This window comes from Streptomyces sp. NPDC046859 (assembly GCF_040645135.1).
GTDB lineage: Bacteria > Actinomycetota > Actinomycetes > Streptomycetales > Streptomycetaceae > Streptomyces.
Map to the genome: position 1 here is coordinate 89,141 of NZ_JBEYXR010000005.1, position 25,558 is coordinate 114,698.

At 71.8% G+C, this 25,558-nt stretch carries 23 protein-coding genes; 13 read left to right on the plus strand and 10 right to left on the minus strand.

The features are described 5' to 3' along the window. The first annotated feature begins 68 nt into the window (after positions 1 to 68). Entirely contained in the window at positions 69 to 1,655 is a 1,587-nt protein-coding gene (locus ABZ899_RS08705) for a Na+/H+ antiporter (RefSeq protein WP_361342756.1), read from the plus strand. Positions 1,656 to 1,693: 38 nt separating this feature from the next. After that, the gene (locus tag ABZ899_RS08710; protein ID WP_361342759.1) at positions 1,694 to 2,434 is read left to right on the plus strand and encodes an SDR family oxidoreductase; all 741 of its coding nucleotides are present in this window, start codon (positions 1,694 to 1,696) and stop codon (positions 2,432 to 2,434) included. A gap of 5 nt (positions 2,435 to 2,439) precedes the next feature. Here ABZ899_RS08710 and ABZ899_RS08715 read toward each other — a convergent pair whose 3' ends face one another. Further along, positions 2,440 to 3,561, minus strand: coding sequence for a mechanosensitive ion channel domain-containing protein (locus ABZ899_RS08715; RefSeq protein WP_361342762.1), 1,122 nt, complete (start codon positions 3,559 to 3,561; stop codon positions 2,440 to 2,442). A 93-nt stretch (positions 3,562 to 3,654) separates the two neighbouring features. Between ABZ899_RS08715 and ABZ899_RS08720 the strand changes: the two genes are divergently transcribed. Next, complete coding sequence (locus ABZ899_RS08720; protein WP_361342764.1) at positions 3,655 to 4,224, plus strand: dienelactone hydrolase family protein; 570 nt, start codon at positions 3,655 to 3,657, stop codon at positions 4,222 to 4,224. Positions 4,225 to 4,231: 7 nt separating this feature from the next. On the opposite strand, the gene ABZ899_RS08725 is transcribed toward ABZ899_RS08720, so the two are convergent. From ABZ899_RS08725 to ABZ899_RS08740, 4 genes are all read right to left on the minus strand, one after another. Further along, complete coding sequence (locus tag ABZ899_RS08725) at positions 4,232 to 5,893, minus strand: alkaline phosphatase D family protein (RefSeq protein ID WP_361342767.1); 1,662 nt, start codon at positions 5,891 to 5,893, stop codon at positions 4,232 to 4,234. Positions 5,894 to 5,993: 100 nt separating this feature from the next. After that, entirely contained in the window at positions 5,994 to 6,818 is an 825-nt protein-coding gene (locus tag ABZ899_RS08730; protein WP_361342770.1) for a DsbA family protein, read from the minus strand. Between the two features lie 79 nt (positions 6,819 to 6,897). Continuing rightward, a complete protein-coding gene (locus ABZ899_RS08735) occupies positions 6,898 to 7,596 on the minus strand; it encodes a hypothetical protein (RefSeq protein ID WP_361342772.1) in 699 nt (232 codons plus the stop codon). A gap of 90 nt (positions 7,597 to 7,686) precedes the next feature. After that, entirely contained in the window at positions 7,687 to 9,012 is a 1,326-nt protein-coding gene (locus tag ABZ899_RS08740) for a DUF2252 domain-containing protein (RefSeq protein ID WP_361342774.1), read from the minus strand. Positions 9,013 to 9,214: 202 nt separating this feature from the next. Between ABZ899_RS08740 and dnaE the strand changes: the two genes are divergently transcribed. Further along, positions 9,215 to 12,754, plus strand: a complete 3,540-nt coding sequence (gene dnaE, locus ABZ899_RS08745) for a DNA polymerase III subunit alpha (RefSeq protein ID WP_361342777.1) — start codon at positions 9,215 to 9,217, stop codon at positions 12,752 to 12,754. A 90-nt stretch (positions 12,755 to 12,844) separates the two neighbouring features. On the opposite strand, the gene ABZ899_RS08750 is transcribed toward dnaE, so the two are convergent. Beyond that, positions 12,845 to 13,009 (minus strand): hypothetical protein, encoded by a 165-nt coding sequence (locus tag ABZ899_RS08750; RefSeq protein ID WP_361342780.1) that lies wholly within the window; start codon positions 13,007 to 13,009, stop codon positions 12,845 to 12,847. 247 nt (positions 13,010 to 13,256) lie between these two features. Between ABZ899_RS08750 and ABZ899_RS08755 the strand changes: the two genes are divergently transcribed. The 4 genes from ABZ899_RS08755 (at position 13,257) to ABZ899_RS08770 (ending at position 17,303) form a co-directional block, all read left to right on the plus strand. Beyond that, the gene (locus ABZ899_RS08755; protein WP_361342783.1) at positions 13,257 to 14,471 is read left to right on the plus strand and encodes an NYN domain-containing protein; all 1,215 of its coding nucleotides are present in this window, start codon (positions 13,257 to 13,259) and stop codon (positions 14,469 to 14,471) included. Between the two features lie 163 nt (positions 14,472 to 14,634). Continuing rightward, on the plus strand, positions 14,635 to 15,609 hold the full coding sequence (locus tag ABZ899_RS08760) for an ABC transporter ATP-binding protein (protein WP_361343550.1): 975 nt from the start codon (positions 14,635 to 14,637) through the stop codon (positions 15,607 to 15,609). A gap of 88 nt (positions 15,610 to 15,697) precedes the next feature. After that, positions 15,698 to 16,522, plus strand: a complete 825-nt coding sequence (locus ABZ899_RS08765) for an ABC transporter permease (protein ID WP_361342786.1) — start codon at positions 15,698 to 15,700, stop codon at positions 16,520 to 16,522. Positions 16,523 to 16,556: 34 nt separating this feature from the next. Next, positions 16,557 to 17,303: a hypothetical protein gene (locus ABZ899_RS08770; RefSeq protein ID WP_361342789.1), complete on the plus strand. Its 747-nt coding sequence runs from the start codon at positions 16,557 to 16,559 to the stop codon at positions 17,301 to 17,303. 184 nt (positions 17,304 to 17,487) lie between these two features. Here the strand turns inward: ABZ899_RS08770 and ybaK are convergent, their stop codons facing one another. From ybaK to ABZ899_RS08790, 4 genes are all read right to left on the minus strand, one after another. Then, entirely contained in the window at positions 17,488 to 17,988 is a 501-nt protein-coding gene (gene ybaK, locus ABZ899_RS08775) for a Cys-tRNA(Pro) deacylase (RefSeq protein ID WP_361342791.1), read from the minus strand. 26 nt (positions 17,989 to 18,014) lie between these two features. Continuing rightward, positions 18,015 to 18,752 carry an LON peptidase substrate-binding domain-containing protein gene (locus ABZ899_RS08780; RefSeq protein WP_361342794.1) on the minus strand — a complete coding sequence of 246 codons (738 nt, stop codon included), beginning with the start codon at positions 18,750 to 18,752 and terminating at the stop codon, positions 18,015 to 18,017. Between the two features lie 11 nt (positions 18,753 to 18,763). After that, on the minus strand, positions 18,764 to 19,810 hold the full coding sequence (locus tag ABZ899_RS08785) for a hypothetical protein (RefSeq protein ID WP_361342797.1): 1,047 nt from the start codon (positions 19,808 to 19,810) through the stop codon (positions 18,764 to 18,766). A gap of 171 nt (positions 19,811 to 19,981) precedes the next feature. Further along, positions 19,982 to 21,559: an oxidoreductase gene (locus ABZ899_RS08790; protein WP_361342800.1), complete on the minus strand. Its 1,578-nt coding sequence runs from the start codon at positions 21,557 to 21,559 to the stop codon at positions 19,982 to 19,984. Between the two features lie 177 nt (positions 21,560 to 21,736). Here ABZ899_RS08790 and hisD point away from each other — a divergent pair, with 177 nt between their 5' ends. The 5 genes from hisD to hisH are packed head-to-tail and all read left to right on the plus strand — an operon-like array spanning position 21,737 to position 25,558. Next, on the plus strand, positions 21,737 to 23,062 hold the full coding sequence (hisD, locus tag ABZ899_RS08795; RefSeq protein WP_361342803.1) for a histidinol dehydrogenase: 1,326 nt from the start codon (positions 21,737 to 21,739) through the stop codon (positions 23,060 to 23,062). Then, on the plus strand, positions 23,059 to 24,165 hold the full coding sequence (locus ABZ899_RS08800) for a histidinol-phosphate transaminase (RefSeq protein WP_361342806.1): 1,107 nt from the start codon (positions 23,059 to 23,061) through the stop codon (positions 24,163 to 24,165). Before hisD ends, ABZ899_RS08800 begins: the two co-directional genes overlap by 4 nt. Then, positions 24,162 to 24,755: an imidazoleglycerol-phosphate dehydratase HisB gene (gene hisB / locus ABZ899_RS08805; protein WP_361342808.1), complete on the plus strand. Its 594-nt coding sequence runs from the start codon at positions 24,162 to 24,164 to the stop codon at positions 24,753 to 24,755. The genes ABZ899_RS08800 and hisB overlap by 4 nt, the downstream gene beginning before the upstream one ends. A gap of 3 nt (positions 24,756 to 24,758) precedes the next feature. Next, complete coding sequence (locus ABZ899_RS08810; protein WP_361342811.1) at positions 24,759 to 24,923, plus strand: hypothetical protein; 165 nt, start codon at positions 24,759 to 24,761, stop codon at positions 24,921 to 24,923. Then, positions 24,914 to 25,558, plus strand: coding sequence for an imidazole glycerol phosphate synthase subunit HisH (gene hisH, locus ABZ899_RS08815; RefSeq protein ID WP_361342814.1), 645 nt, complete (start codon positions 24,914 to 24,916; stop codon positions 25,556 to 25,558). The genes ABZ899_RS08810 and hisH overlap by 10 nt, the downstream gene beginning before the upstream one ends.

A 25,558-nucleotide genomic window follows, 5' to 3' on the forward strand; every position in this document is an offset into this window, starting at 1 on the left:
TGGTGGGGCCCGCCGCGTGGGAGGCTTGAGGTCTGTCCCGTGGATGCCTACTCGCCGGAGCGCTGACCGTGGATCAGTTGGCCCTGCTGTTCGTGCTTTTGCTCGGGGCCCTGGTGAGCGTCCCGGTCGGAGACCGGGTCGGTCTGCCGGCACCGGTGCTGATGACCCTGCTCGGGATCGTCCTGGCGCTGCTGGACTTCGTCCCCAACGTGGACGTCCCGCCCGACCTGATCCTGCCGCTGCTCCTGCCGCCGCTGCTCTACGCCGCCGTACGGCGCACGTCCTGGCGCCAGTTCGCGGCGAACATGCGGCCGATCTTCCTGCTCGCCGTGGCGCTGGTGTTCGTCACCACGGTGTGCGTGGCCGCGGTCGCGCAGGCGATCGTGCCGGGCCTGCCCATCGCCGCCGCCGTGGCGCTGGGCGCCCTCGTCGCACCGCCCGACCCGGTCGCGGCCACCGCCGTGGCGGGGCAGCTCGGGCTGCCGCGCCGCCTGGTGTCCATCCTGGAGGGCGAGGGCCTGTTCAACGACGTCACGGCGATCGTGCTGTACCACGTGGCGATCGCCGCAGCCGTGAGCGGCACCTTCTCCCCGTGGCGGGCCGGACTCGACCTGGTCCTGTCCGCCGTGGTCGCGCTGGCCGTGGGACTCGCCCTCGGCTGGGGCGCCAACAAGCTGATGGACCTGCTGGGCGACCCCACCCTGCAGATCGGGCTCTCCCTGCTGGTGCCGTACGCCTCGTACGTGATGGCGGAGGAGCTGCACGGCTCCGGGGTGCTCGCGGTGCTCGTCACCGCGCTGTTCCTCGCCGAGTACGCCACCGACGCCGACGACGTGATGACCCGGCTGGCCGGGCACACCTTCTGGGACATCGTCGACACACTGGTCACCGGTGTCGCCTTCGGCCTGGTGGGACTCGAACTCCACAACGCGCTGAGCACGGCGGCCGGGCGCTGGGGCGAGATGCTCACGTGGGCGGGCGCGGTGGTCGGGGTCGTCGTGCTGGTGCGGCTGCTCTACCTGCTGCCGGCCAGCTGGCTCGCCAAGCGGATGCACGCCAAACGGGACGTCGAGGAGGAGATCCCGATGACCTGGCGCGAGACCGTCGTCATGTGGTGGGCGGGGATGCGCGGGGTGGCGTCCGTGGCACTGGCGCTGGCCATCCCGCTGAAGACCGACGCGGGCTCCCCCTTCCCGGACCGGGACGAGATCATCTTCATCGCGTTCGGCGTGATCATGGCGACCCTCGTCCTCCAGGGACTGACCCTGCCGTGGCTGGTCAGACGGCTCGGCGTGGAGGCCGACAGCGAACGGGAGAAGGAGTACGAGCGGTCGCTGGCGACCCGCGCCGCCAAGGCGGCCAAACGCAGACTGCGGGAGATCGAGGCCGTCGAGGACCTGCCCGACGAGCTGTCCGAGCAGATGCTGCGGCGGGCCCTGGAGATCGGGGTGCGTATCAGCCCCGACCTGGCCGAGGAGGAGCGCCGGGAGGCCCATCAGCAGCGGGTCAAGCGGCTGAAGCGGGTGCGGCGCATCCAGGGCGAACTGCTGAGCGCCGCCCGCCACGAGGTGCTCGCGGCCCGCACCGAGCCGGGGTCCGACCCCGAGGTGGTGGACCGGGTGCTGCGGCATCTGGACGTGCGCAGTCTGCGCTGATCCGCCCGCCGCGGCCCCGGGCTCCGTACCATCTGATCATGGCTCGCAACGTTGTCATCAGTGGAGGCGGTACGGGGATCGGGCTCGCGACGGCCCGGTTGTTCGCCGCGGACGGGGACCAGGTGCTGCTGCTCGGGCGGCGCGCCGAGGTCCTGGAGCAGGCGGGGGTGCCCGGCGCCCTGACCTTCGCGGCGGATCTGAGCAGGCCGCGCGGGGCGCGCGCCGTGGAGCGCTTCGTCGCCTCCGAGTTCGGCACCGTGGACGTGCTGGTCCACAGCGCCGGCGGCTCGGGCGGGCTGGAACCCCGGGTGGAGAGCGACGAACCGCTCGACGTCGTCCTGCACGACTGGACGCTGAACTTCGGTCTGAACACGCTGACCGCCGCCCTGCTCACCGAGGCCCTCAAGGACCGGCTCGCCGACCCCGGCGGGCGGGTGCTGTTCCTCAGCTCCATCGCCGCCTTCCGCGGCTCGGGCAGCGGGGCGTACGCGGCGTCCAAGGCGGCGCTGCACCCGTACGCCCACGACCTGGCCCGGCAGTTGGGGCCGCGTGGGATCACCGTGAACGTCGTCGCCCCCGGATACATCGAGGACACCGGGTTCTTCGGCGAGGCCATGAGCGAGGAGCGGCGCGCCCGGCTCGTCGCCGAGACGTCCGACGGGCGGGCCGGGACGCCCGGCGACGTGGCCGCGACGCTGCACTGGCTGGCGTCGCACGCCGCCGGCCACATCACCTCACAGGTCATCCAGGTCAACGGCGGTGCCGAGCGCGGGCACTGAGGCCGTCACGGGCGCTCGGAGCGCGCCGGCGACTGCTGGCCGCGCGGGAGGGTGCGGCGGACGGGCGGGACGCGATGGGGGACCGGGAAGCCGGGCGGCAGCACCGCGTCCGCCGCGTTGACGCGGGGCAGCGCGTACGGATGCCGCTCGGTCAGCCAGCGGATCAGCTGCTCGCGCACCGTGACCCGCACCGTCCACAGGTCGTCGGCGTCCTTCGCGGTGATCAGGGCGCGCACCTCCATCGTGGAGGGCGTGGAGTCGGTGACGACCAGGCCGTAGTCACGGCCGTCCCAGGCGGGACACTCGCGGACGATGTCGCGCAGCTTCTCCCGCATCGCGTCCAGCGGCGCCGAGTGGTCGACGTGCAGATAGACGGTGCCGGTCATCTGGGCCCCGCCGCGCGACCAGTTCTCGAACGCCTTCGCCGTGAAGTACGACACCGGCATGGTGATCCGCCGCTCGTCCCAGGTCCGCACGGTCAGGAAGGTCAGCGTGATCTCCTCGACCGTGCCCCACTCCTCGTCCACGACGACCGTGTCCCCGATGCGGACCATGTCGCCGAAGGCGATCTGCAGGCCCGCGAACATGTTGCTCAGCGTGGACTGTGCGGCCACACCAGCGACGATGCCGAGGATGCCGGCCGAGGCCAGCAGCGAGGCGCCGGCCGCGCGGAACGCCGGGAACGTCAGCAGCATCGCGGCCACCGCCACCACGCCGACGACCGCGGACACCACCCGCATGATGAGCGTCACCTGGGTGCGGACCCGGCGGACCCGCGCCGCGTCGTGGTGCGCGCGGGCGTAGCGGCTGTACGACGTCTCCACGACCGCCGCGGCGATCCGGATCGCCAGCCAGGCCGCCGCCCCTATCAGCACGAGGGTGAGCACCCGGCCCAGGCCGACGTGGTGCTCCTGGAGCAGCTGGGACTCGTCGTAGGACCCTCTGAGCAGGGCCGTGCACAGCACGACCTGCCAGGGCACGCGGGCGCGGCGCAGCAGCCCCCACAGCGGGGTCTCACCGTGCCGATCGTCGGCCTTGCGCAGCAGGCGGTCGGTGGCCCACCCGATGAGCAGGGTGAGCAGGACCGAGCCGCCGATCACGAGCAGTGGGCGGAGTATCGTCTCCATCCCCCGAACGTAACCAGCCACCGGGGGGCCTGAACATCGAGACGGGTGAGGCGCTGGTCACGGTGTCGCCGGCCCGGCTGGCACCATGGCCTCATGAACATCATGCTGTTTCACTCGACCTATGGGCTCAGGCCCGCGGTGCGTCAGGCCGCGGACCGGCTGCGCGCCGCCGGACACGAGGTGTGGACGCCGGACCTCTTCGAAGGGCGCACCTTCGAGACGGTCGAGGAGGGCATGGAGTTCAACACGTCGATCGGCAAGGACGAGCTGCTGAAGCGGGCCGTGCTGGCCTCGGCCCCCTACTCGGACCGCGGCCTGGTCTACGCCGGATTCTCGCTCGGTGCCTCGGTGGCGCAGACGCTGGCGCTCGGCGACGGCAAGGCCCGCGGGCTGCTGCTCCTGCACGGCACCTCGGACATCGCGGCGAACGCCTCCGTGGACGACCTGCCGGTGCAGCTGCACGTGGCCGAGCCGGACCCGTTCGAGACGGACGACTGGCTGAGCGCCTGGTACCTCCAGATGGGCCGGGCGGGCGCCGACGTGGAGGTCTACCGGTACGCGGGCGCCGGACACCTCTACACCGACCCGGACCTCCCGGACTACGACGAGGAGGCGGCCGAGACCACCTGGCGGGTGGCACTCGGCTTCCTGGAGACCCTCTAGACCTCGGTCACACCGGGTCGTACGCGCGCTCGACCTTCTGGGTGCCGTTGCGGGTGCGGTAGGAGCGGGCCCACTTGGACGCGGCGTCCCGGTTGGCGCGGTCGGACACGACGTAGTAGTCCATCTGCGCGCGCTCGGCCGTGATGTCCAGGATCCCGTAGCCGTGCCGGTCGGTGTCGACCCAGTGGACATGCCGGTTGGCGGCGCGGATGACCGGGGCGGCGATCGCCGAGACGGTGCCCTCGGGGACCTTGACGATGTCGTCCAGGTTGTCCGACGTCACCGAGGTGACGACGAACTCCGTGGCGGCGGAGGCGGACAGGGGGTAGGTGCCGGCGTCCACGGGGACGTCGTTCGCCCACGCCATGTGGATGTCGCCGGTGAGGAACACCGTGTTGCGGATCGCGTTCGACCGCAGGTGCGCGAGGAGTTCACGGCGGTCGTCCGTGTAGCCGTCCCACTGATCGGGGTTGAGGGCGAGCCCCTCCTGCGGCAGGCCCAGCAGCTTGGCGAGCGGTTTGAGCAGGTCGGCGGAGAGGGAGCCGATCGCGAACGGCGAGATCATCACGGAGTTGCCGACGAGCCGCCAGGTGGTGTCCGAGGACTTCAGGCCCGCCTTCAGCCAGTCCAGTTGGGCGCGTCCGGTGAGCGTGCGGTCGGGGTCGTCGACCTCGCCGTCGCCGACGGAGACCTGCTGGGAGCGGAACGAGCGCAGGTCGAGCAGGGACAGGTCGGCGAGCTTGCCGAAGCGCAGCCGGCGGTAGGTGGTGCCGGCGATGGCCGGGCGCACCGGCATCCACTCGAAGTACGCCTGCTTGGCGGCGGCCTGCCGGGCAGCCCAGGCGCCCTCGGCACCCTCGGTGTGGTTCTCGGCGCCGCCCGACCAGGTGTCGTTGGCGAACTCGTGGTCGTCCCAGATCGCGACGACCGGGGCCGTGGTGTGCAGGGCCTGGAGGTCGGGGTCCGTCTTGTACGTGGCGTGGCGGACGCGGTAGTCGGCGAGGGTGATGATCTCGTGGGCGGGGGCGTGCGGGCGGACGACCTTGCCGCGGGTGCCGTACGCGCCGGAGCCGTACTCGTAGATGTAGTCGCCGAGGTGGAGCCAGGCGTCGAGGTCGCCGCGGGCCGCGAGGTGGCGGTACGGCGAGAAGTAGCCGGCCTCCCAGTTGGCGCAGGAGACGACGCCGAAGCGCAGGTTCGCCACCGGGGCGTCCGCCGCCGGGGCCGTGCGGGTGCGCGCCGCCGGGGAGTCGGTGCCGCCGGCGGAGAAGCGGAACCAGTAGTCGGTGGCCGGTGACAGACCGCGTATGTCGGCCTTGACGGTGTGGTCGGAGGCCGCGGTCGCGGTGGTCGAGCCCCGGGCGACGATGTGCGTGAACCCCTTGTCCAGGGCGACGGTCCAGCTCACCGCGGTGTCCGGTCCGACCCCTGAGCCGGGCAGGGCGTCGGGCGTCGGTGTCACCCGGGTCCACAGCAGGACGCCGTCGGGCAGCGGGTCGCCGGAGGCGACGCCGTGCAGGAAGGCGGGGGCCGCGTCGACGGCGCGAGCGGGCAGGGCGCCGGCGAGCGGGCCGGCCAGGACAGCCGTCGCCGCCGCGGCCTTGACGACCGAACGGCGGCGTGGACTGAGCGCGTTGTACTGATCGGGAGATCTGTATCGACTGGTCACAGCCGATCAGGTTACTGAGCGGTACTCGCGCGGGCGGGCGAACTGACGAAAGTTCGCCCGCTTTTCAGCGCGATGTCAGTGGCTCGGGGGTGCCGAGGGCTCAGCCCTTGAGGGCCCCGTCGATGGCCTTGGTGTAGTCCTGGACGCTCATCGGGGTGTTCTTGCCGTCGCTGCCGGTGATCTTCTTGCCGTCCATGAGGAGCGTCGGCGTGCCCTGGAAGCCGTACTTCCCGCCGTCGGTGTCGAACTTCTCGCTCATGACCAGCGCCCACTTGTCGTAGGTGCCCTTCTTCACGGCCGTCTGGAACTGCTTGTTGTCCTTCAGGGCGTCGACCGTGTTCGCGACCTTGATCAGGTACGCGTCGTCCTTGAACTGGTCCTCGGTCTCCTCGGGGTGGTACTTCGTCGAGTACAGCGCCGTCTTGTACTCGAGGAACGCCTCCGGGCCGACGTTCAGGGCCGCGCCCAGCGCGCTGAGCGCGTTCTTGGAGCCCTCGCCCGGGACGTTGTTGTCGATGAAGGTCGCGCCGACGAACTGGATCTTGTACTTGCCGTCCTTCACGTCCTTGTCGACGGTCGAGCCGACCGTCTGCTCGAACTGGGCGCAGGCCGGGCAGCGCGGGTCCTCGTACATGACGAGCGTCTTCTTCGCGCTGTCCTCGCCGATGACGACGGTCGTGCCGTTCTCGCCCGAGGTGTTGGCCGGCTTGACGAGCTTGTCGTCCTTGACGGCCTCCCAGTAGCCGGGCTTGTTCGCCTGGACGACCGCGTAGCCGATGCCGCCCGCCGCCGCCAGGACGCCGACGACCGAGGCGGCGACGATGATCTGGCGCCTGACCTTGGCGCGCTTGGCCTCGCGTTCGCGTTCGGCGCGCAGGCGCTCTCGGGCCGCCGACTTCGCCGCCTGGCTGTTCCGCTTGCTCATTGGGTGCTCTCCATGCATGGGGACGCGCACATGTCGTGTGCGGGATACGTACGGGTGGGCCGTATTGCTCGGAGCGCGTTCACGCGACGGTGAACGCGGGCGAGCACGGCGGTCCACGCCGTCCCAGGGAGTGCACGAGGAGCAGGAGGCGGGCGGAGGCGGCCCGGTGCGCCGGGCGCGGCAGGCGCCGGGCCGGCGCGGTCAGCCGGACCGTCACCGCCGCGACCGCCAGCAGCAGCGGCCGGAACGTGGTCGCGCCGACCGCGCACAGCAGCTGGGCCAGCGCCCGCTCGCCCCGGCGCAGCCAGGCCGCGGCGGCGAGGCCCACACCGACGTGGGCGGCGAGCAGGAACCAGGCGGTGGCCGGGTCCGCGTGGGCGAGGAGCCCGCCGAGCCGGTCCGGGTCGGTGCCGGTGACCTGGGCCAGCGGGGTGCCGACCCGGGTGCCGTCGCCGCACAGCACGTCCCAGCCGACGGAGGCCAGCGGGCCCGCGACCGGGCCGCCCGCCCTGCCGTAGCAGACGTGCTGCCCGGTGGTGAGGATCGTGTCGGCGGCCAGCTCCAGCGGGATCAGCAGGGCGGCGATCCGCCCGAAGCTGCGCTCCCGGCCGGCCAGCGCGTACGCCACGGCGAACACGGCGGCCGCCAGCAGGGCCACCGTGTTCAGCGGCAGGGGTGCCCGGGACAGCAGGACGTGCGACGCCGTGCTCAGCGTCACCACGAGTGACGTGAACAGCGCCGCGCGTACCGCTCGCAGCTGGGTCCCGGAGATGTCCATAACGAAAGAAGAGTGTGGCACGAGGGGCTGTAAGAGACCCCTAAAGGCTGCCTGTGAGGGGCCTCGGAAGGGCGGTGGGCGACCCTTTCGTCACAGACCCGGGATCCGGCCGTTGCGGAACAGGTCCACGAAGATCTGGTGGTCGGCACGCGCGCGTGCGCCGTACTCGTGGGCGAAGGAGACCAGCAGCCCGGCGAAGCCTTCCTCGTCGGCGGCGATCGCCGCGTCGATGGCGCGCTCGGTGGAGAACGGCACCAGCGACTCCCCGGAGGTGTCGTCCGCCGCCGCGTGCATCGCCGCGGTGGCCCGGCCGAGGTCCGCGACGACCTCCGCGATCTCCTCCGGGTCGTCGATGTCGCTCCAGTCCAGGTCCACGGCGTACGGCGAGACCTCAGCGACCAGCTGGCCCGCGCCGTCCAGCTCCGTCCAGCCGAGCCACGGGTCGGCGTGCGCCTGGAGGGCACGCTGGGAGATCACCGTGCGGTGGCCCTCGTGCTGGAAGTACCCGGCGATCGCCGGATCCGTGATGTGCCGGGAGACGGCCGGGGTCTGGGCCTGCTTGATGTAGATCACCACATCGTTCTCCAGGGCGTCGCTGTGGCCCTCCAGCAGGATGTTGTACGACGGCAGCCCCGCCGAGCCGATGCCGATGCCGCGCCGCCCCACCACGTCCTTCACGCGGTAGGAGTCGGGGCGGGCCAGCGAGGCGTCCGGCAGCGTCTCCAGATAGCCGTCGAAGGCCGCGAGCACCTTGTACCGGGTGGCCGCGTCCAGCTCGATGGAACCGCCGCCGGGGGCGAAGCGGCGCTCGAAGTCGCGGATCTCCGTCATGGAGTCCAGCAGCTCGAAGCGGGTCAGCGAGCGGGCGGCGCGCAGGGCGCCCAGCAGCGGGCCCTCGGCGGTGTCCAGCGTGAAGGGCGGCACCTCGTCGCTCTTGGCGCCGGTCGCGAGGGCGTGGACACGCGCGCGGTAGGCGTCCGCGTAGATCCGCACCAGCTCGGTGATCTGGTCGTCGCTGAGCGCCTTGGCGTAGCCGATGAGGGCGATCGAGGCGGCGAAGCGCTTGAGGTCCCAGGTGAACGGGCCGACGTAGGCCTCGTCGAAGTCGTTGACGTTGAAGACCAGCCGGCCGTTGGAGTCCATGTACGTGCCGAAGTTCTCCGCGTGCAGGTCGCCGTGGATCCACACGCGCGAGGTGCGCTCGTCCAGGTACGGGCCGCCCTGCTTCTCCGCGTCCAGGTCGTGGTAGAAGAGGCACGCCGTGCCCCGGTAGAACGCGAAGGCCGAGGCCGCCATCTTCCGGAACTTCACGCGGAACGCGGCCGGGTCGGCGGCCAGGAGCTCGCCGAAGGCGGTGTCGAAGACGGCGAGGATCTCGTCGCCGCGCTGCTCGTCGCTGAGCTGGGGGACCGACATCGCTGGGTGCCTCCTGGTGCGTGTGTACGACAGCGTCTCCGTCGTATCGAACGGGCGGGCCCGCCGGAAAGTGCCCGCGGGCCCTCGGTGTGAAGGTACGCGGGGGAGACCCGTAGGTGTCAGTCCCGAGGCATAGACTTCGACGCTGTCCCCGGAAGTGTCCGCCCGCCTGTCACCGAGTGTTTTCCATGGAGGCCACGTCGTGTCCAAGCCGCCGTTCACGCACCTGCACGTCCACACCCAGTACTCGCTGCTGGACGGTGCCGCGCGGCTGAAGGACATGTTCGACGCGTGCAACGAGATGGGCATGACCCATATCGCCATGTCCGACCACGGCAACCTCCACGGGGCGTACGACTTCTTCCACTCCGCGCAGAAGGCCGGGATCACCCCGATCATCGGGATCGAGGCGTATGTCGCCCCCGAGTCCCGGCGCAACAAGCGCAAGATCCAGTGGGGCCAGCCGCACCAGAAGCGGGACGACGTCTCCGGTTCCGGTGGTTACACCCACAAGACGATGTGGGCCGTGAACAGCACGGGGCTGCACAACCTCTTCCGTCTCTCCTCCGACGCCTACGCCGAGGGCTGGCTGCAGAAGTGGCCCCGGATGGACAAGGAGACCATCTCCCAGTGGTCCGAGGGGATCGTCGCCTCCACCGGCTGCCCCTCCGGCGAGGTGCAGACCCGGCTGCGGCTCGGCCAGTTCGACGAGGCGCTCAAGGCCGCCGCCGACTACCAGGACATCTTCGGCAAGGACCGGTACTTCCTGGAGCTGATGGACCACGGCATCGACATCGAGCACCGGGTCCGCGACGGCCTCCTGGAGATCGGCAGGAAGCTCGGCATCCCGCCGCTGGTCACCAACGACTCGCACTACACGTACGCGCACGAGGCGACCGCCCACGACGCCCTGCTGTGCATCCAGACCGGCAAGAACCTCTCCGACCCGGACCGCTTCAAGTTCGACGGCACCGGCTACTACCTGAAGTCCACGGACGAGATGTACGCCATCGACTCCTCGGACGCCTGGCAGGAGGGCTGCGCCAACACGCTGCTGGTCGCCGAGATGGTCGACACCACGGGCATGTTCGAGAAGCGCGACCTGATGCCCAAGTTCGACATCCCCGAGGGCTACACCGAGGTCACCTGGTTCAAGGAGGAGGTCCGCCGGGGCATGGAGCGCCGCTACCCCGGCGGCATCCCCGAGGACCGGCAGAGGCAGGCCGACTACGAGATGGACGTCATCATCTCGATGGGCTTCCCCGGCTACTTCCTCGTCGTGGCCGACTTCATCATGTGGGCGAAGAACAACGGCATCGCCGTCGGCCCCGGCCGAGGCTCCGCGGCCGGTTCGATCGTCGCCTACGCGATGGGCATCACCGACCTCGACCCCATCCCGCACGGCCTGATCTTCGAGCGGTTCCTCAACCCCGAGCGCATCTCCATGCCCGATGTCGACATCGACTTCGACGAGCGCCGGCGCGTCGAGGTGATCCGGTACGTGACGGAGAAGTACGGCGCCGACAAGGTCGCCATGATCGGCACCTACGGCACCATCAAGGCCAAGAACGCGATCAAGGACTCCGCGCGCGTGCTGGGCTACCCGTACGCGATGGGCGACCGCATCACCAAGGCCATGCCCGCCGACGTCCTCGGCAAGGGCATCCCGCTCTCCGGCATCACCGACCCGAACCACCCCCGGTACTCGGAGGCGGGCGAGGTCCGCGCGATGTACGAGAACGAACCGGACGTGAAGAAGGTCATCGACACCGCGCGCGGCGTGGAGGGCCTGGTCCGGCAGATGGGCGTGCACGCCGCCGGCGTGATCATGTCCAGCGAGACCATCACCGAGCACGTGCCCGTCTGGGTCCGGCACACCGACGGCGTGACCATCACGCAGTGGGACTACCCGAGCTGCGAGTCGCTCGGCCTGCTGAAGATGGACTTCCTCGGCCTGCGGAACCTGACGATCATGGACGACGCCGTGAAGATGGTGAAGTCCAACAAGGGGATCGACATCGATCTCCTGAGCCTCCCGCTGGACGACCCCACGACCTTCGAACTGCTCCAGCGCGGCGACACCCTCGGTGTCTTCCAGTTCGACGGCGGCCCCATGCGCTCCCTGCTGCGCCTGATGAAGCCGGACAACTTCGAAGACATCTCCGCCGTGTCGGCCCTGTACCGCCCGGGCCCCATGGGCATGAACTCCCACACGAACTACGCGCTGCGCAAGAACAAGCAGCAGGAGATCACGCCGATCCACCCGGAGCTGGAGGAGCCGCTGCGGGAGGTCCTGGACGTCACCCACGGCCTGATCGTCTACCAGGAGCAGGTGCAGAAGGCCGCCCAGATCATCGCCGGGTACTCGCTCGGCGAGGCCGACATCCTCCGCCGCGTGATGGGCAAGAAGAAGCCCGAGGAACTGGCGAAGAACTTCGCGATCTTCCAGGCCGGTGCCCGCAAGAACGGCTACAGCGACGAGGCGATCCAGGCCCTGTGGGACGTGCTGGTCCCGTTCGCGGGCTACGCGTTCAACAAGGCGCACTCGGCCGCGTACGGCCTGGTGTCGTACTGGACCGCCTACCTCAAGGCGAACCACCCGGCCGAGTACATGGCCGCGCTGCTCACGTCCGTCAAGGACGACAAGGACAAGTCGGCGATCTACCTCAACGAGTGCCGCCGCATGGGCATCCGCGTGCTTCCGCCGAACGTGAACGAGTCGGTGCACAACTTCGCCGCCCAGGGCGACGACGTGATCCTCTTCGGCCTCGAGGCCGTCCGCAACGTGGGCACCAACGTGGTCGAGTCGATCATCAAGAGCCGCAAGGCGAAGGGGAAGTACTCCTCCTTCCCCGACTACCTCGACAAGATCGACGCGGCCGCCTGCAACAAGCGGACCACCGAGTCGCTGATCAAGGCGGGCGCGTTCGACAGCCTCGGGCACACCCGCAAGGGCCTCACTGCCCACTTCGAGCCGATGATCGACAACGTGGTGGCGGTCAAGCGCAAGGAGGCGGAGGGCCAGTTCGACCTCTTCGGCGGGATGGGCGAGGAGCAGGGCGACGAACCGGGCTTCGGCCTCGACGTCACCTTCACCGACGAGGAGTGGGACAAGACCTATCTGCTCGCCCAGGAGCGGGAGATGCTCGGTCTGTACGTCTCCGACCACCCGCTCTTCGGCCTGGAGCACGTGCTGTCCGACAAGGCGGACGCGGGCATCTCCCAGCTCACCGGCGGCGAGCACGCGGACGGCGCGGTCGTCACCATCGGCGGCATCATCTCGGGCCTGCAGCGCAAGATGACCAAGCAGGGCAACGCCTGGGCGATCGCCACGGTCGAGGACCTCGCGGGCTCCATCGAGTGCATGTTCTTCCCGGCGACCTACCAGCTCGTGTCCACCCAACTCGTCGAGGACGCGGTCGTGTTCGTCAAGGGCCGGCTCGACAAGCGCGAGGACGTGCCGCGGCTCGTCGCGATGGAGCTCCAGGTCCCCGACCTGTCCAACGCGGGCGCCAACGCGCCGGTGATCCTCACCATCCCGGCGATGAAGGTGACCCCGCCGATGGTCAGCCGGCTCGGCGAGATCCTCAGCCACCACAGGGGCGAGAGCGAGGTCCGCATCAAGCTCCAGGGCCCGACCAGGACGACGGTGCTGCGTCTCGACCGGCACCGGGTGAAGCCCGATCCGGCGCTGTTCGGCGATCTCAAGGTGCTGCTCGGCCCCTCCTGCCTGGCCGGCTGAGCGGTCACCCGCAGCCGTACGAAAGGGGCGCGTCCCGCACGGGACGCGCCCCTTCGTCGTGTCCGGGTCTCAACAACCCTTACGCAGATCTCAGTTGTGACCGAAGCGCTTCTGCCGGCCCTTGCGGGCGATGTCGCCCGGGCTCGCCTGCGCGAGCGCGGGCTCCGCCGGCGACTCCATCACCGTGGTGTCGCTCTGCCGGGCACCACGCGCGGACTGGGGCTGCTTACGGTCCTGCTTCTTGTTCTTGGCCATGGTGATCTGCCTCCTGTGGGGGATCTAGGGGCCAGGGCCGGGACCAGATTCACATAGGCTGACAAAGAATGCATGTCGGATAATTACCCTGTGTAGTGGCGGCTGTCGGGACGCCCGCCCCGCCGAGGCGCGGGCCCGATACGCCGAAACGCCACGCCGAAGATCGAGTTCGGCCCGTTAACCCCCGTACGGTCGGGCAGACTCGAAGAAAGCCTGAAGCAAACCTCCCGGGAAGAGGGTGAGTCGTGTGGACCGCTGCATCGTCCTGGTGGACGCCGGGTATCTGCTGGGGGCCGCCGCCAGCCTGCTCGCCGGGGAACCCTCCCGGTCCCGGATCAGCGTCGACCACGCCGCCCTCATCCAGGCGTTGCGCCAACGCGCCGAGTCGGACACCCAGCAGCCCCTGCTGCGCATCTACTGGTTCGACGGCGCCCCCGACCGCGTCCCGCAGCCCGAACACCGCCGGCTGCGCGTGATGCCGCGGGTCACCGTCCGGCTGGGCGCCCTGACCCGCAGCGACGGCCGCTGGGCGCAGAAGGGCGTGGACGCCGCGATGCACGCCGAACTCACCGAACTCGCCCGCAACCGCGCCTGCTCCGACGTGGTGCTGGTCACCGGCGACGGGGACCTGCTGCCGGGCATGATGGCCGCCAAGGAGCACGGGGTCGCCGTCCACCTGTGGGCCGTGCAGGCCGCCGACGGCGACTACAACCAGTCCGAGGACCTGGTCGCCGAGGCGGACGAACGGCGGGTGCTCGACCGCGCCTGGATCACCCAGGCCGTACGCGCCAAGGAGCTCACCGGTGTGTGCGCGCCGGCGCCGGTGCCCCGTCCGGAGATCGCCGCGATCCTGTCCGCGCCCCTGCCGGACTCCGCGCTCGGCGCGACGGCCGAGCGCCCCTCCGAGGAGCCCGAGCACGCCCCGGCCGCCGACGCGGGCACCCGCGCCCCGGAGCGGGTCCCGGCGCCCAAGGGCGTCCCCACCCCGAAGGACCTCGCCGCCCTGCGCGCACCCGGCGTCCAGACCGCCCAGCACCCGGCGAGCGCCACCCTGCGCTGGTCCTCGGACAAGGGCTGGATCGAACGTCCCGGCGCCGCGTCCGAACCGCCCGAGATCGCCTCCATGCCGACCCTCGCGCAGCTCACCACCGCCGAGCAGCGCTGGGCGGACCGCGAGGAGGACATCACGACGGTCGGCGGCGACCCGTACGAGGTCGGGCAGGTCTTCGCGCGCCGGTGGATGGGACGGCTGGGGGAGCAGGGGCACCTGCAGAAGCTGTCCTCGATGTACCCGCGCATCCCGCACCGGATCGACGGCGAGCTGCTGCGGTACGCGGCCCGCTTCGGGCTGCTCGCCCACAAGGACGACCAGATCGACGAGCACGACCGGTACGCGATCCGCGCCGGGTTCTGGCGCGAGATCGACCTACGGACGGCGGAACACGCGTCCACCGGGGACTGAGCCCGGCCCGCCGTGCCCCGCGCCCGGCGTGCCCGACGCGGGCGGCAAACTGGCGATTCGCCGCGACCGGCCGCCCCGGGGACGGATCGGGCACCCGGACCCCGTACCCTCGTGCCTTGTGAGTACGCGCGCGGGACAGGCACTTCGGCACGGTGGTGACGTCGTGTGTGCCGTGCGCGGGCTGACCAAGACCTACCCGGCGGTCCGGGGGCGGCGCGGAGCGCCCGGCACCCCCGAGCTGCGGGCCACCGACGACGTCCGGCTCGACATCGCCCAGGGCGAGATCTTCGGGCTGCTCGGACCCAACGGTGCCGGCAAGACCACCCTCGTACGGCAGCTGACCGGGCTGATGCGGCCCGACTCCGGCAGTGTCGAGATCCTCGGGCACGACATCGTGCGCCACCCCGAGCGGGCCGCGCGGATCCTCGCCTACCTCGGCCAGGAGTCGTCGGCCCTGGACGAGCTGACCGTGTCCCTCGCCGCCGAGACCACCGGACGGCTGCGCGGCCTGGACGTCCGGCGGGCCCGGGCCGAGCGGGACGCCGTCCTCGACGAACTGGGGCTCGCCTCGATCGCCGGCCGCCCCCTGAAGAAGCTCTCCGGAGGGCAGCGGCGGCTGGCCTGCTTCGCCGCCGCGCTGGTGGGGGAGCGGCCGCTGCTCGTCCTGGACGAGCCGACCACCGGCATGGACCCGGTGGCCCGGCGGGCCGTGTGGTCGGCCGTGGACCGCCGCCGGGCCGAGCGGGGCACCACCGTGCTGCTCGTCACCCACAACGTCATCGAGGCCGAGACCGTCCTCGACCGGGTCGCCGTCCTCGACCGGGGCCGGGTCATCGCCTGCGACACCCCGTCCGGCCTCAAGGAACGGGTCGCGGGCGAGGTCCGCGTCGAACTGCTGTGGCGGGAGCGGGCGCCCCTGGAGGTGCCCGAGGTCGCCGCGCTCCAGGACCGCGCCCTCGAGTCCGGCCGCCGCTGGACCCTGCGGCTCGCCCCCGAGGAGGCCCGCACGGTCGTCGCCACCGTCACCGGCGGGGCCGCCTTCGCCGCGCTCGACGACTTCACGCTCGCCACGCCCAGCCTGGAGGACGTCTACCTGGCGCTGGGCGGTGCCGCGCGGAAGGGACTGGTGAAGGCGTGAGCACGCGGACCCCCGCATCCGTACAGGACGCCGTACGCGTCAGGGCCACCGATGTCTCGATCCCCCGTGCGAAAGGGAGCAGCGCCACGTGAGTGTCGTACCCGCCGAGGTTCTGCCGGGTGGCGCCCTGGCCGCGGACGAGACGTCCGGCCGGGCCCCGGCCGAGCTCGGGCCGCGCGCACGGCTGGGGCCGTCGCTGTGCGCCGTGTACCGGGCCCAGCTGTCCCGGGCGCGGGTCGCGCGCATCCCGCTGCTGTTCGTGGCGACCTTCCAGTCGGTCGGCATCATGGTCCTGATGCGCGGCGTCGTCGACGGCGGGACCGAGGCGCAGGCCGTGGTGGCCGGCTCGTCGGTGCTGGTCGTCGCCTTCGTCGCGCTGAACCTGCTCGCCCAGTACTTCGGGCAGCTGCGCGCCAGCGGCGGACTCGACCACTACGCCACGCTTCCGGTGCCGCCCGCGGCCGTGGTGCTCGGCGCGGCCGGCGCGTACGCCTCCTTCACGGTGCCGGGGACCGTGGTGACCGCGGTGTCCGGCTGCCTGCTGTTCGGTCTGCCGATGACCCATCTGTGGATCCTCGTCGCGGTGATCCCGCTCGCCGGAGCCGCCCTCGCCGGCCTCGGCGCCGCCCTCGGCCTGCTCGCGCCGCGCCCCGAGCTGGCCACGCTGCTCGGGCAGCTCGGGATGTCGGCGGCGCTGCTGCTGGGCGTCCTGCCCGCCGACCGGATGCCCGAGGTGGTCCGGTTCACCCGCGACCTGCTGCCCTCGACCTACGGCGTGGAGGCGTTCGCGCGGACCTTCGGGGAGCGGCCCTCCTGGGCGTTCGTCCTCGGTGACCTGGCGGTGTGCGCGGTGGTCGGCGTCGTCTCGCTGGCCGTCGCCACCTGGGCCTACCGCCGGGCGGCCGTCCGGTGACGCGCCCCAGCCGGCGGCCTGGCACGATGGCAGGGTGACCGCTCCGCTGACTCCTCCTCCGCCGCCGCGTGACCCGTCCTCCCCCGGAGGGTGGGGGCCGCCCGCTGCCGGGTACACGGCCGCCGTGCCGCACGACGCCATATCCGACGCCGCCGGAGGCCCGAAGGGCGAGCCCGGCCCGTACGGCGCGCCGGGCTCGTACGGACAGGACGGTCCCGGTATGAAGACCGAACTGCGCGAGGGCGCCGTGGTCACCGTGGTGGTCGCGCTGCTCGGCGCGCTGCTGGGGGTTCTGTGGTGGCGGCTGGCGCCCAGCGTGCCGCTCGTGGGGGACGTCGTCGACGACGGCTGGGTCGTGTACTTCAAGGACTCCGAGGGCGAGCAGGCCATCGGGGTGGACGGCACGTTCACGCTGCTCGCGCTCGCGTTCGGCCTGGTGAGCGCCGTGGCCGTGTTCCTGTGGCGGCGGCGCGGCGGTGTGCCGCTGGTGGTGGGGCTGGCCCTGGGCGGCTTCCTCGGGTCGCTGCTGGCGTGGCGCATCGGGGTCTGGCTCGGCCCCACGGAGAACGTCGTCGCCCACGCCAAGGCGGTGGGCAAGGGCGTCACCTTCCCGGCGCCGCTGAAGCTGGGCGCGAAGGGGGCCTGGCTGGCCTGGCCGCTCGCGGCCCTGGTGGTGCATCTCGGGCTGACGGCGCTGTTCGGCCCGCGGGATCCGGACCCGTATCAGCAGCAGCCCCCGCAGGGGCGGGCGAAGGACGCGCACGGCGGGCCCGTGGCCTGAGGCACGGAGGCCGGCCCCCCGAGCGTGGACCGTCACGTCACGCCGGGCGGCGGTGCCCGTCGTTCGAACGGCCCTTCCCGCTACGCCACTTCCGCTTGCGCGTCCTCTTCGGCACATCCTCCGTGCTCGACGTGCTCGACGTGCTCGACGCACTCGACCGAGGGACGGCCCCGCTGCCGAGGGTTCACGCACGCCCGACGGGAGCGAGGACCGCGCCGGTGAGCGCCGCCAGGTCGCCGGGGGAGAGCTCGACCTCCAGGCCCCGGCGACCCGCCGAGACGCAGATCGTGTCGTGGTCCGAGGCGGAGGCGTCCAGGACCGTGGGCAGCTTCTTGCGCTGGCCCAGCGGGGAGATGCCGCCCCGCACATAGCCGGTCGTGCGCTCGGCGAGCGCCGGGTCCGCCATGGCGGCGCGCTTGCCGCCGACCGCCGCCGCCAGCGCCTTGAGGTCCAGCTGGCCCGCCACCGGGACGACCGCGACGGTCAGGGCGCCGTCCACGTCCGCGACCAGCGTCTTGAAGACCCGGTCCGGTGAGACGCCCATCGCCTGCGCGGCCTCCTCGCCGTACGAGGGGTGCGCGGGGTCGTGCTCGTAGGAGTGGACGGTGTACGCGACACCGGCCGCGGTCAGCGCGACCGTGGCCGGCGTACCGCCCGGCTGCTGCTTCTTCGACTTCTTCGCCATCGGTGGCCGTTCCCCAGGGTGGTGCGTCAGTTGAGACTGGTCGGTCCGCGGGTCAGGTCCGACGCCGGGAGCGAGGGCAGGGTACGGATGATCGAGGTCTCGGCGCGAAGGAGTTTCAGCTCGTCGCGCAGCCGGGACGCGGTGTCCGGGGCCTGGAGCAGCCGCTGCTTGGTCGGGGTGTCCAGCATCATCGCGGCGGCCACGAGATAGGACACGACGGACGGCTGGTCCGGCAGGTCGGCGGTGGTGGACACGGACCGCTCACGGGCGCCGGCGAGACGTTTCTGGTACTGCCGGAAGGCCCGCAGCACGCCTTCCGCGAGAGCTCCCGCCTCGTCGCCCGGCTCCTCGGTGAGCTCCTCCAGCTCGGCCGTCAGGAAGGGGCCCGAGGCGTCCACGGAGACGAGCCGCACCCGGGTCGTGCCCGTCGCCAGCACCTCGAACGTGCCGTCGGCCCGCTCGCGGATCGTCGCCGCGTCCGCGACGCACCCCACGGAGTGGAAGGCCTGGAGCGGGTCGGGCCCGAAGCCCGCCGTGGGGCCGCGCTCGGGCACGGCGGTGGGATCGGGCATCCCGGGGGCGCTCGCGGCCACCTCGTGGCCGTCGCGGATGGCGACCACGGCGAAACGGCGCGGATCCTCCTCGGGGGTTTTCAGGAGCTCGCGCATCATGGCGCGGTACCGCTCCTCGAAGACGTTCAGCGGCAGGACGAGCCCGGGGAAGAGCACCGAGTTCAGGGGGAAGAGCGGAAGGCGGACGGTCACGGCGCCAAAGCCTAGTGGTCGCGCCGACCGGCGCGTCCGGCGCGCCCACCTGGTGGATGCCCGGAGCGCCCCGGAGCCGAGGCCGGGCCCACGTGCCGCCGGACCTGGTGCCGCACCTCCAGGAAGCGGCTCAGCGGATCCTCCGCGAACCGGCTCCACGGGTAGGACGTGGCGTACGGCCCGATCAGCCGCAGCTGATCCAGGGCGTCCTCCCAGCGGCCGAGCTCGACCAGGACGTACGTGAGCTTGTTGCGCACCGCGGCCGGCCAGGGGTCGGCCGCCGGGAACCGGGCCGACAGCGCGACCGCCCGGTCGGCCGCCGCGTGCAACCGCTCCGGAGGCACGCCGGGGCCGCACCCGTCGTGCAGGTAGGCGAGCGCCGCCCGGGCCGGCAGCGCCTGGACGAGGGAGTCGGCGGGGGAGTCCTGGGCGGCCCGGTCGGCGAAGTCCAGGCACTCCCGGTGGGAGCCGTGCCAGGAGGAGGCCAGATAGCGCAGGGCGGCGACATGGCAGCCGTAGTGCAGCGGCGCACGGCGCAGGGCCGCCTCCCACAGCTCCCCGAAGTAGGTGTGCCCGGCGCGGGAGCCGCGCGCGTGGTCCAGGGCGAGCCGCCAGGGCACCGGGTCGCGGTCGTCGGCCCGGGCGGCGGCGGTGATCAGCGGACTCACGCCGCGCAGCAGCTCGGCACGGGCCGGGGACCGCCAGGCGTGGTCCACGGCGAGCTGGGCGCGCAGCAGCAGGACGTCCGGGTCGTCCGGCGCGGCCGCGTACCAGGCCTGCACCCACTCCGGCCGGGAGCGGGCGAAGGCGGCCAGACGCAGGACGTACCGGTCGCGGTCCTCCCACCGCCGGTGCGCGCGGGTGGCGGCGAGCAGGTCCGCCGCGGTGCGGTGGGACCCCTGCCCGGCCGCGACCAGCGCGGGGCCGAGGCGGTCGTCGGGCGCGTCGAGGAGCACCTCGTCGTCGGCGGGGAGCCCGGCGGCGGGATGCTGCGCTGAGGGCCTGGGCGTCCGTGACGCCCGGCCGAACGGAAGCGGCAGAGCCATGGTGTCGACCATTGAAAGTCCGCAGCTCACGCCCGCGCCAGAGGGAACGGCCAAGACGGCGAAAGTTGTATCCCGGCAGGTCAAGAACCGGTAAAGGTCAAGTGTTCAACAACAGTCGGACATCCATGAAATCAGCTCGTGGGTCACACAAATCCCCACATCACCCAGAGCCCCGCCCCGGTCTCAGCTGCGGCGCAGCGTCCGGGTCGCCCCCGCCGCCACGGTCGTCGCGAGGATCCAGCCCAGCAGGATCATCGCCGCCGCCAGCCACTGCCAGACGCCCCTGAGCTGCCAGAACCCCACCTGCCCCAGATCGATCACCGGCAGCAGCAGGTCCAGCGCGAACAGCGTCGGGTTCCATGCCGGGTGCTCGCCGCCCTTGATCGGCGGATGGTCGGCGTACCCGAAGGCCACCGAGCCCGCCGCCCACAGGATCGCCATCCAGACCGCGGCCCGTCCGGGCCGATAGCCGTAGGCGACCATCCAGTCCTGGACGTATCCCCACAGCTTCCCGGCGGGCGGCAGCGTCTCGCGCCGCCGGCGCTGCTTGGCGAGCAGCACCTCGCGCGCGTCCTCGTCCTCCCCGCCCGCCCGCAGCACGGAGGCCAGCAGCTCGTACGGCTCCGGGTTGTACTCGGCCGTCGCGGCGGCCACCCACTCCAGCCGCCGCTCCAGCGGGAACGGGCCGCGCGGCACCAGGTTCTCGTAGCCGAAGCCGCCCATGTGCAGCAGTCCCGGCCCCGGCCAGGCGTCCGCCCGGTCCATCAGGTTGACCACCCGCGCCCCCGACAGCACCACCCGGCCGCGCTCCATCCGCTCCCCGAGGAAGCGCAGCTCCGGCGTCTGGATGCGGCGCATCGACAGCTCCTGCTCGTCCGTGAAGACGAACCGGGCCCGCTCCAGGTCGACCGCGTCCCCGAACCGCCCGTCGTCCAGCCGCACCCCGCCCCGGCACTCGAACCGCTGCACCCGCGTCCCGCGCGCGGGGGTGCGCCCGCTCAGCAGCGGACTGCCGACCCCCGCCGGGGTCAGGTACAGGGTCCGCCCCACGGTCAGCTGCGGCGCGTTCAGCGCGAGCCGGGTGTACGGGTTGACCAGCCGCGCCCCGCGCAGGCTCAGCGACACGCCGATGCTCGCGCCGCGCAGACTCAGCTCGCCGTGCGACTCCAGCATCTCGGCCTGCAGGTCCTGGCCGACGCTCATGCCGTCCCCGGCGATCGAACGGCCGCTGCGGTCCCGGTACACCACCGCCTGGCTGAGCAGCAGATCCGTGCCTATGTGCGCGTCCGTGATCCGCACCCCGTTGTGGAAGCGGCAGCGCGGCAGATGCAGATCGCCCTCGGTGTGCACCCGCGCCGCCTCCAGGCGCGGCACCGAGCAGTCCACCAGCCGCAGCGTGGTGAACCGGGCCTCCGGCAGCAGGACCTCCCGCTCGAAGCGGCAGCCCCGCATCTCGACGTACGGGTGCACGGTGCCGCCCGCCAGGTCCAGCGCGCCGCTGACCTGCACACCCACCAGCTTCAGCGAGGAGACCCGGCCCGCCAGCGCCCGCGGCCCGTCCAGCAGCAGCCAGCACACGATGCGGGCCCGCACGGTCCGCTCCTCGCCCCAGGGGTGCCCGCCGTGCGGATCGTCGACGACCGTGTCGCCGCTGCTGAGGTCGTACACGCTGCCGTTGCGGAACGCCTGCCACATCCCGGCCTCGGCGGCGGTCAGATCGTCCGGCAGGTCCCCGTCCCGGATGCCGGCCCCCTCGGTCACGTCCTTCTCATCCTCCTCGGCTACTCGCGAGTCGGTGGACCCGTACCACCGTGATGCCCGCTGAGTGACGCCCCGAACGCAAGACGTGAAGGGGATCTTCCGGGTTCCCCGGACGCTCTGTATCAGCCATTGATACGCGTCCACGGGGCCGGACGCGGGTCTGAGAGAATTGGGTACGTGATCTCCCGAATCGATCTGCGCGGCGACGCCCTTCCCGAGGGCCCCGCCCTGCGCGACCTGCTGCCCCGAGCCGACTTCGACGTAGCGGCCGCCCTGGAGAAGGTGCGTCCCATCTGCGAGGCCGTGCATCATCGGGGAGACGCGGCGCTGATCGACTTCGCCGAGAAGTTCGACGGAGTCCGGCTCGACCGGGTACGGGTCCCCGCGGAGGCCCTCGACAAGGCCCTCGCGGAGCTCGACCCGGCCGTGCGCGCGGCCCTGGAGGAGTCCATCCGCCGCACCCGCCTCGTCCACCGCGAGCAGCGCCGCGCCGCGCACACCACCCAGGTCGTCCCCGGCGGCTCGGTCACCGAGAAGTGGGTGCCCGTCGACCGCGTCGGCCTGTACGCGCCCGGCGGCCGCTCGGTCTACCCGTCGTCCGTGATCATGAACGCCGTCCCGGCCCAGGAGGCCGGCGTCGAGTCGATCGCGCTCGCCTCACCGGCCCAGGCCGAGTTCGGCGGGCTGCCGCACCCCACGATCCTCGCCGCCTGCGCGCTGCTCGGCGTCGACGAGGTGTACGCGGCCGGCGGCGCCACCGCCGTCGCGATGTTCGCGCACGGCACCGAGTCCTGCCCGCCCGCGAACATGGTCACCGGCCCCGGCAACATCTGGGTCGCCGCCGCCAAGCGCTACTTCACCGGCAGGATCGGCATCGACGCCGAGGCCGGCCCCACCGAGATCGCGATCCTCGCGGACTCCACGGCCGACCCGGTGCACGTCGCCTCCGACCTGATCAGCCAGGCCGAGCACGACCCGCTGGCCGCCGCCGTCCTCGTCACCGACTCCGTGGAGCTCGCGGACGCGGTGGAGAAGGAGCTGGAGCCGCAGATCGCGGCCACCAAGCACATCGACGACCGGATCGTGCCGGCCCTGAAGGGCAAGCAGTCCGCGATCGTCCTCGTCGACGGCGTCGACGAGGGCCTGCGGGTCGTCGACGCCTACGGCGCCGAGCACCTGGAGATCCAGACCGCCGACGCCGCCGCCGTCGCGGACCGCGTGCGCAACGCCGGCGCGATCTTCATCGGCCCCTGGGCGCCGGTCTCCCTCGGCGACTACGCGGCCGGCTCCAACCACGTCCTGCCCACCGGCGGCTGCGCCTGCCACTCGTCGGGCCTGTCCGTCCAGTCCTTCCTGCGCGGCATCCACATCGTGGACTACACCCGCGACGCGCTCGCCGAGGTCGCGCACCACGTCGTGACCCTGGCGGAGGCGGAGGACCTGCCGGCACACGGCGCGGCGATCAAGGCACGGTTCGGCTGGAAGGTACCCGAGAGCAAGTGACCGACATCGACGACCTGCCCGTACGGGACGAGCTGCGCGGCAAGTCCCCCTACGGAGCGCCCCAGCTGGACGTCCCCGTACGGCTCAACACCAACGAGAACCCCTACCCGCTGCCCGCGCCGCTGGTCGAGCGGATCACCGAGCGCGTCCGCGAGGCCGCCCGCGACCTCAACCGCTACCCCGACCGGGACGCCGTCGAGCTGCGCACCCGGCTCGCCGCCTACCTCAGCGACACCTCCGGCCACCCGGTGGGCCTCGCCAACGTCTGGGCGGCCAACGGCTCCAACGAGGTCATCCAGCAACTGCTGCAGACCTTCGGCGGACCCGGCCGCACCGCGATCGGCTTCGAGCCGTCGTACTCGATGCACGCGCTCATCGCGCGCGGCACCGGCACCGGCTGGATCTCCGGGCCGCGCAACGAGGACTTCACCATCGACCTCGCCGCCGCCGAGAAGGCCATCGCCGAGCACCGGCCCGACGTCGTCTTCATCACCACCCCCAACAACCCCACCGGCAACGCGGTCCCGCGCGAGACCGTCGTCGCCCTGTACGAGGCCGCGCAGGCGGCGAAGCCGTCGATGGTCGTGGTCGACGAGGCGTACGTGGAGTTCAGCCACGGCGACTCGCTGCTGCCGCTGATCGAGGGCCGGCCCCACCTGGTGGTGTCCCGGACCATGTCCAAGGCGTTCGGCGCCGCCGGCCTGCGCCTCGGCTACCTCGCCGCCGACCCCGCCGTGGTCGACGCCGTCCAGCTCGTCCGCCTGCCGTACCACCTGTCGGCCGTCACCCAGGCGACCGCCCTGGCCGCCCTGGAGCACACCGGCACGCTGCTGAAGTACGTCGAGCAGCTGAAGGCCGAGCGCGACCGGCTGGTGACCGAACTGCTCGCCATCGGCTACGAGGTCACCGCCTCGGACGCCAACTTCGTGCAGTTCGGGCGCTTCGCCGACGCGCACGCCGTCTGGCGGCAGATCCTCGACCGGGGCGTCCTGGTCCGGGACAACGGCGTGCCCGGCTGGCTGCGGGTCACCGCCGGCACCCCCGAAGAGAACGACGCGTTCCTCGACGCGGTCCGTGACATGAAGAAGGAGCAGAGCGCATGAGCCGCGTAGGACGCATAGAGCGGGTGACGAAGGAGACCTCGGTCCTCGTCGAGATCGACCTCGACGGGTCCGGCAAGGTCGACGTGGCGACCGGCGTCGGCTTCTACGACCACATGCTCGACCAGCTCGGCCGCCACGGCCTGTTCGACCTCACGGTCAAGACCGAGGGCGACCTGCACATCGACTCCCACCACACCATCGAGGACACCGCCCTCGCGCTGGGCGCCGCCTTCAAGCAGGCCCTCGGCGACAAGGTGGGCATCTACCGCTTCGGCAACTGCACGGTCCCGCTGGACGAGTCCCTCGCCCAGGTCACCGTCGACCTCTCCGGCCGCCCCTACCTCGTGCACACCGAGCCCGAGAACATGGCGCCGATGATCGGCGAGTACGACACCACCATGACCCGGCACATCCTGGAGTCGTTCGTCGCGCAGGCCCAGATCGCGCTGCACGTGCACGTGCCCTACGGACGCAACGCCCACCACATCGTGGAGTGCCAGTTCAAGGCCCTCGCCCGCGCCCTGCGCTACGCCTCCGAGCGCGACCCGCGCGCGGCCGGCATCCTGCCGTCGACGAAGGGCGCGCTGTAACCCATGAACGGGCTGTCCACCGTCCTGATCGTCGTCGGCCTCTTCCTGGTCGGCGGCATCATCTCCTTCGCCAAGCAGCAGATGCCCAAGAGCCTCGTCGTGCTGCTCTCCGTCAGTGCCGCGCTGTGCCTCGTCGCCGGCGTCTTGAGGCTGGAGGTGTGGAATTGACCACCAAGAACGTCGTGGTCTTCGACTACGGCTTCGGCAACGTACGCTCCGCCGAGCGGGCCCTCGCCCGCGCCGGGGCCGACGTCGAGATCACCCGTGACTTCGACAAGGCCATGAACGCCGACGGGCTGCTCGTGCCCGGCGTCGGCGCCTTCGCCGCCTGCATGCAGGGCCTCACCGACGCCCGCGGCGACTGGATCATCGACCGGCGGCTGTCCGGCGGACGCCCCGTCATGGGCATCTGCGTCGGCATGCAGATCCTCTTCGCGCGCGGCATCGAGCACGGCGTCGAGGCCGAGGGCCTGGGCGAATGGCCGGGCTCGGTCGAGCCGCTGCAGGCCGACATCGTGCCCCACATGGGCTGGAACACCGTCGAGGCGGCCGGCGGCAGCGAGCTCTTCGCCGGCCTGGACGCCGACGCGCGCTTCTACTTCGTGCACTCCTACGCCGTGCACGACTGGAGCTTCCAGACCGAGAACCCGCTGATGACCGCCCCCAAGGTCACCTGGTCGACGCACGGCGAGCCGTTCGTGGCCGCCGTGGAGAACGGCGCACTGTGGGCCACCCAGTTCCACCCCGAGAAGTCCGGCGACGCCGGCGCGCAGCTGCTCACCAACTGGATCGGAAGCCTGTAG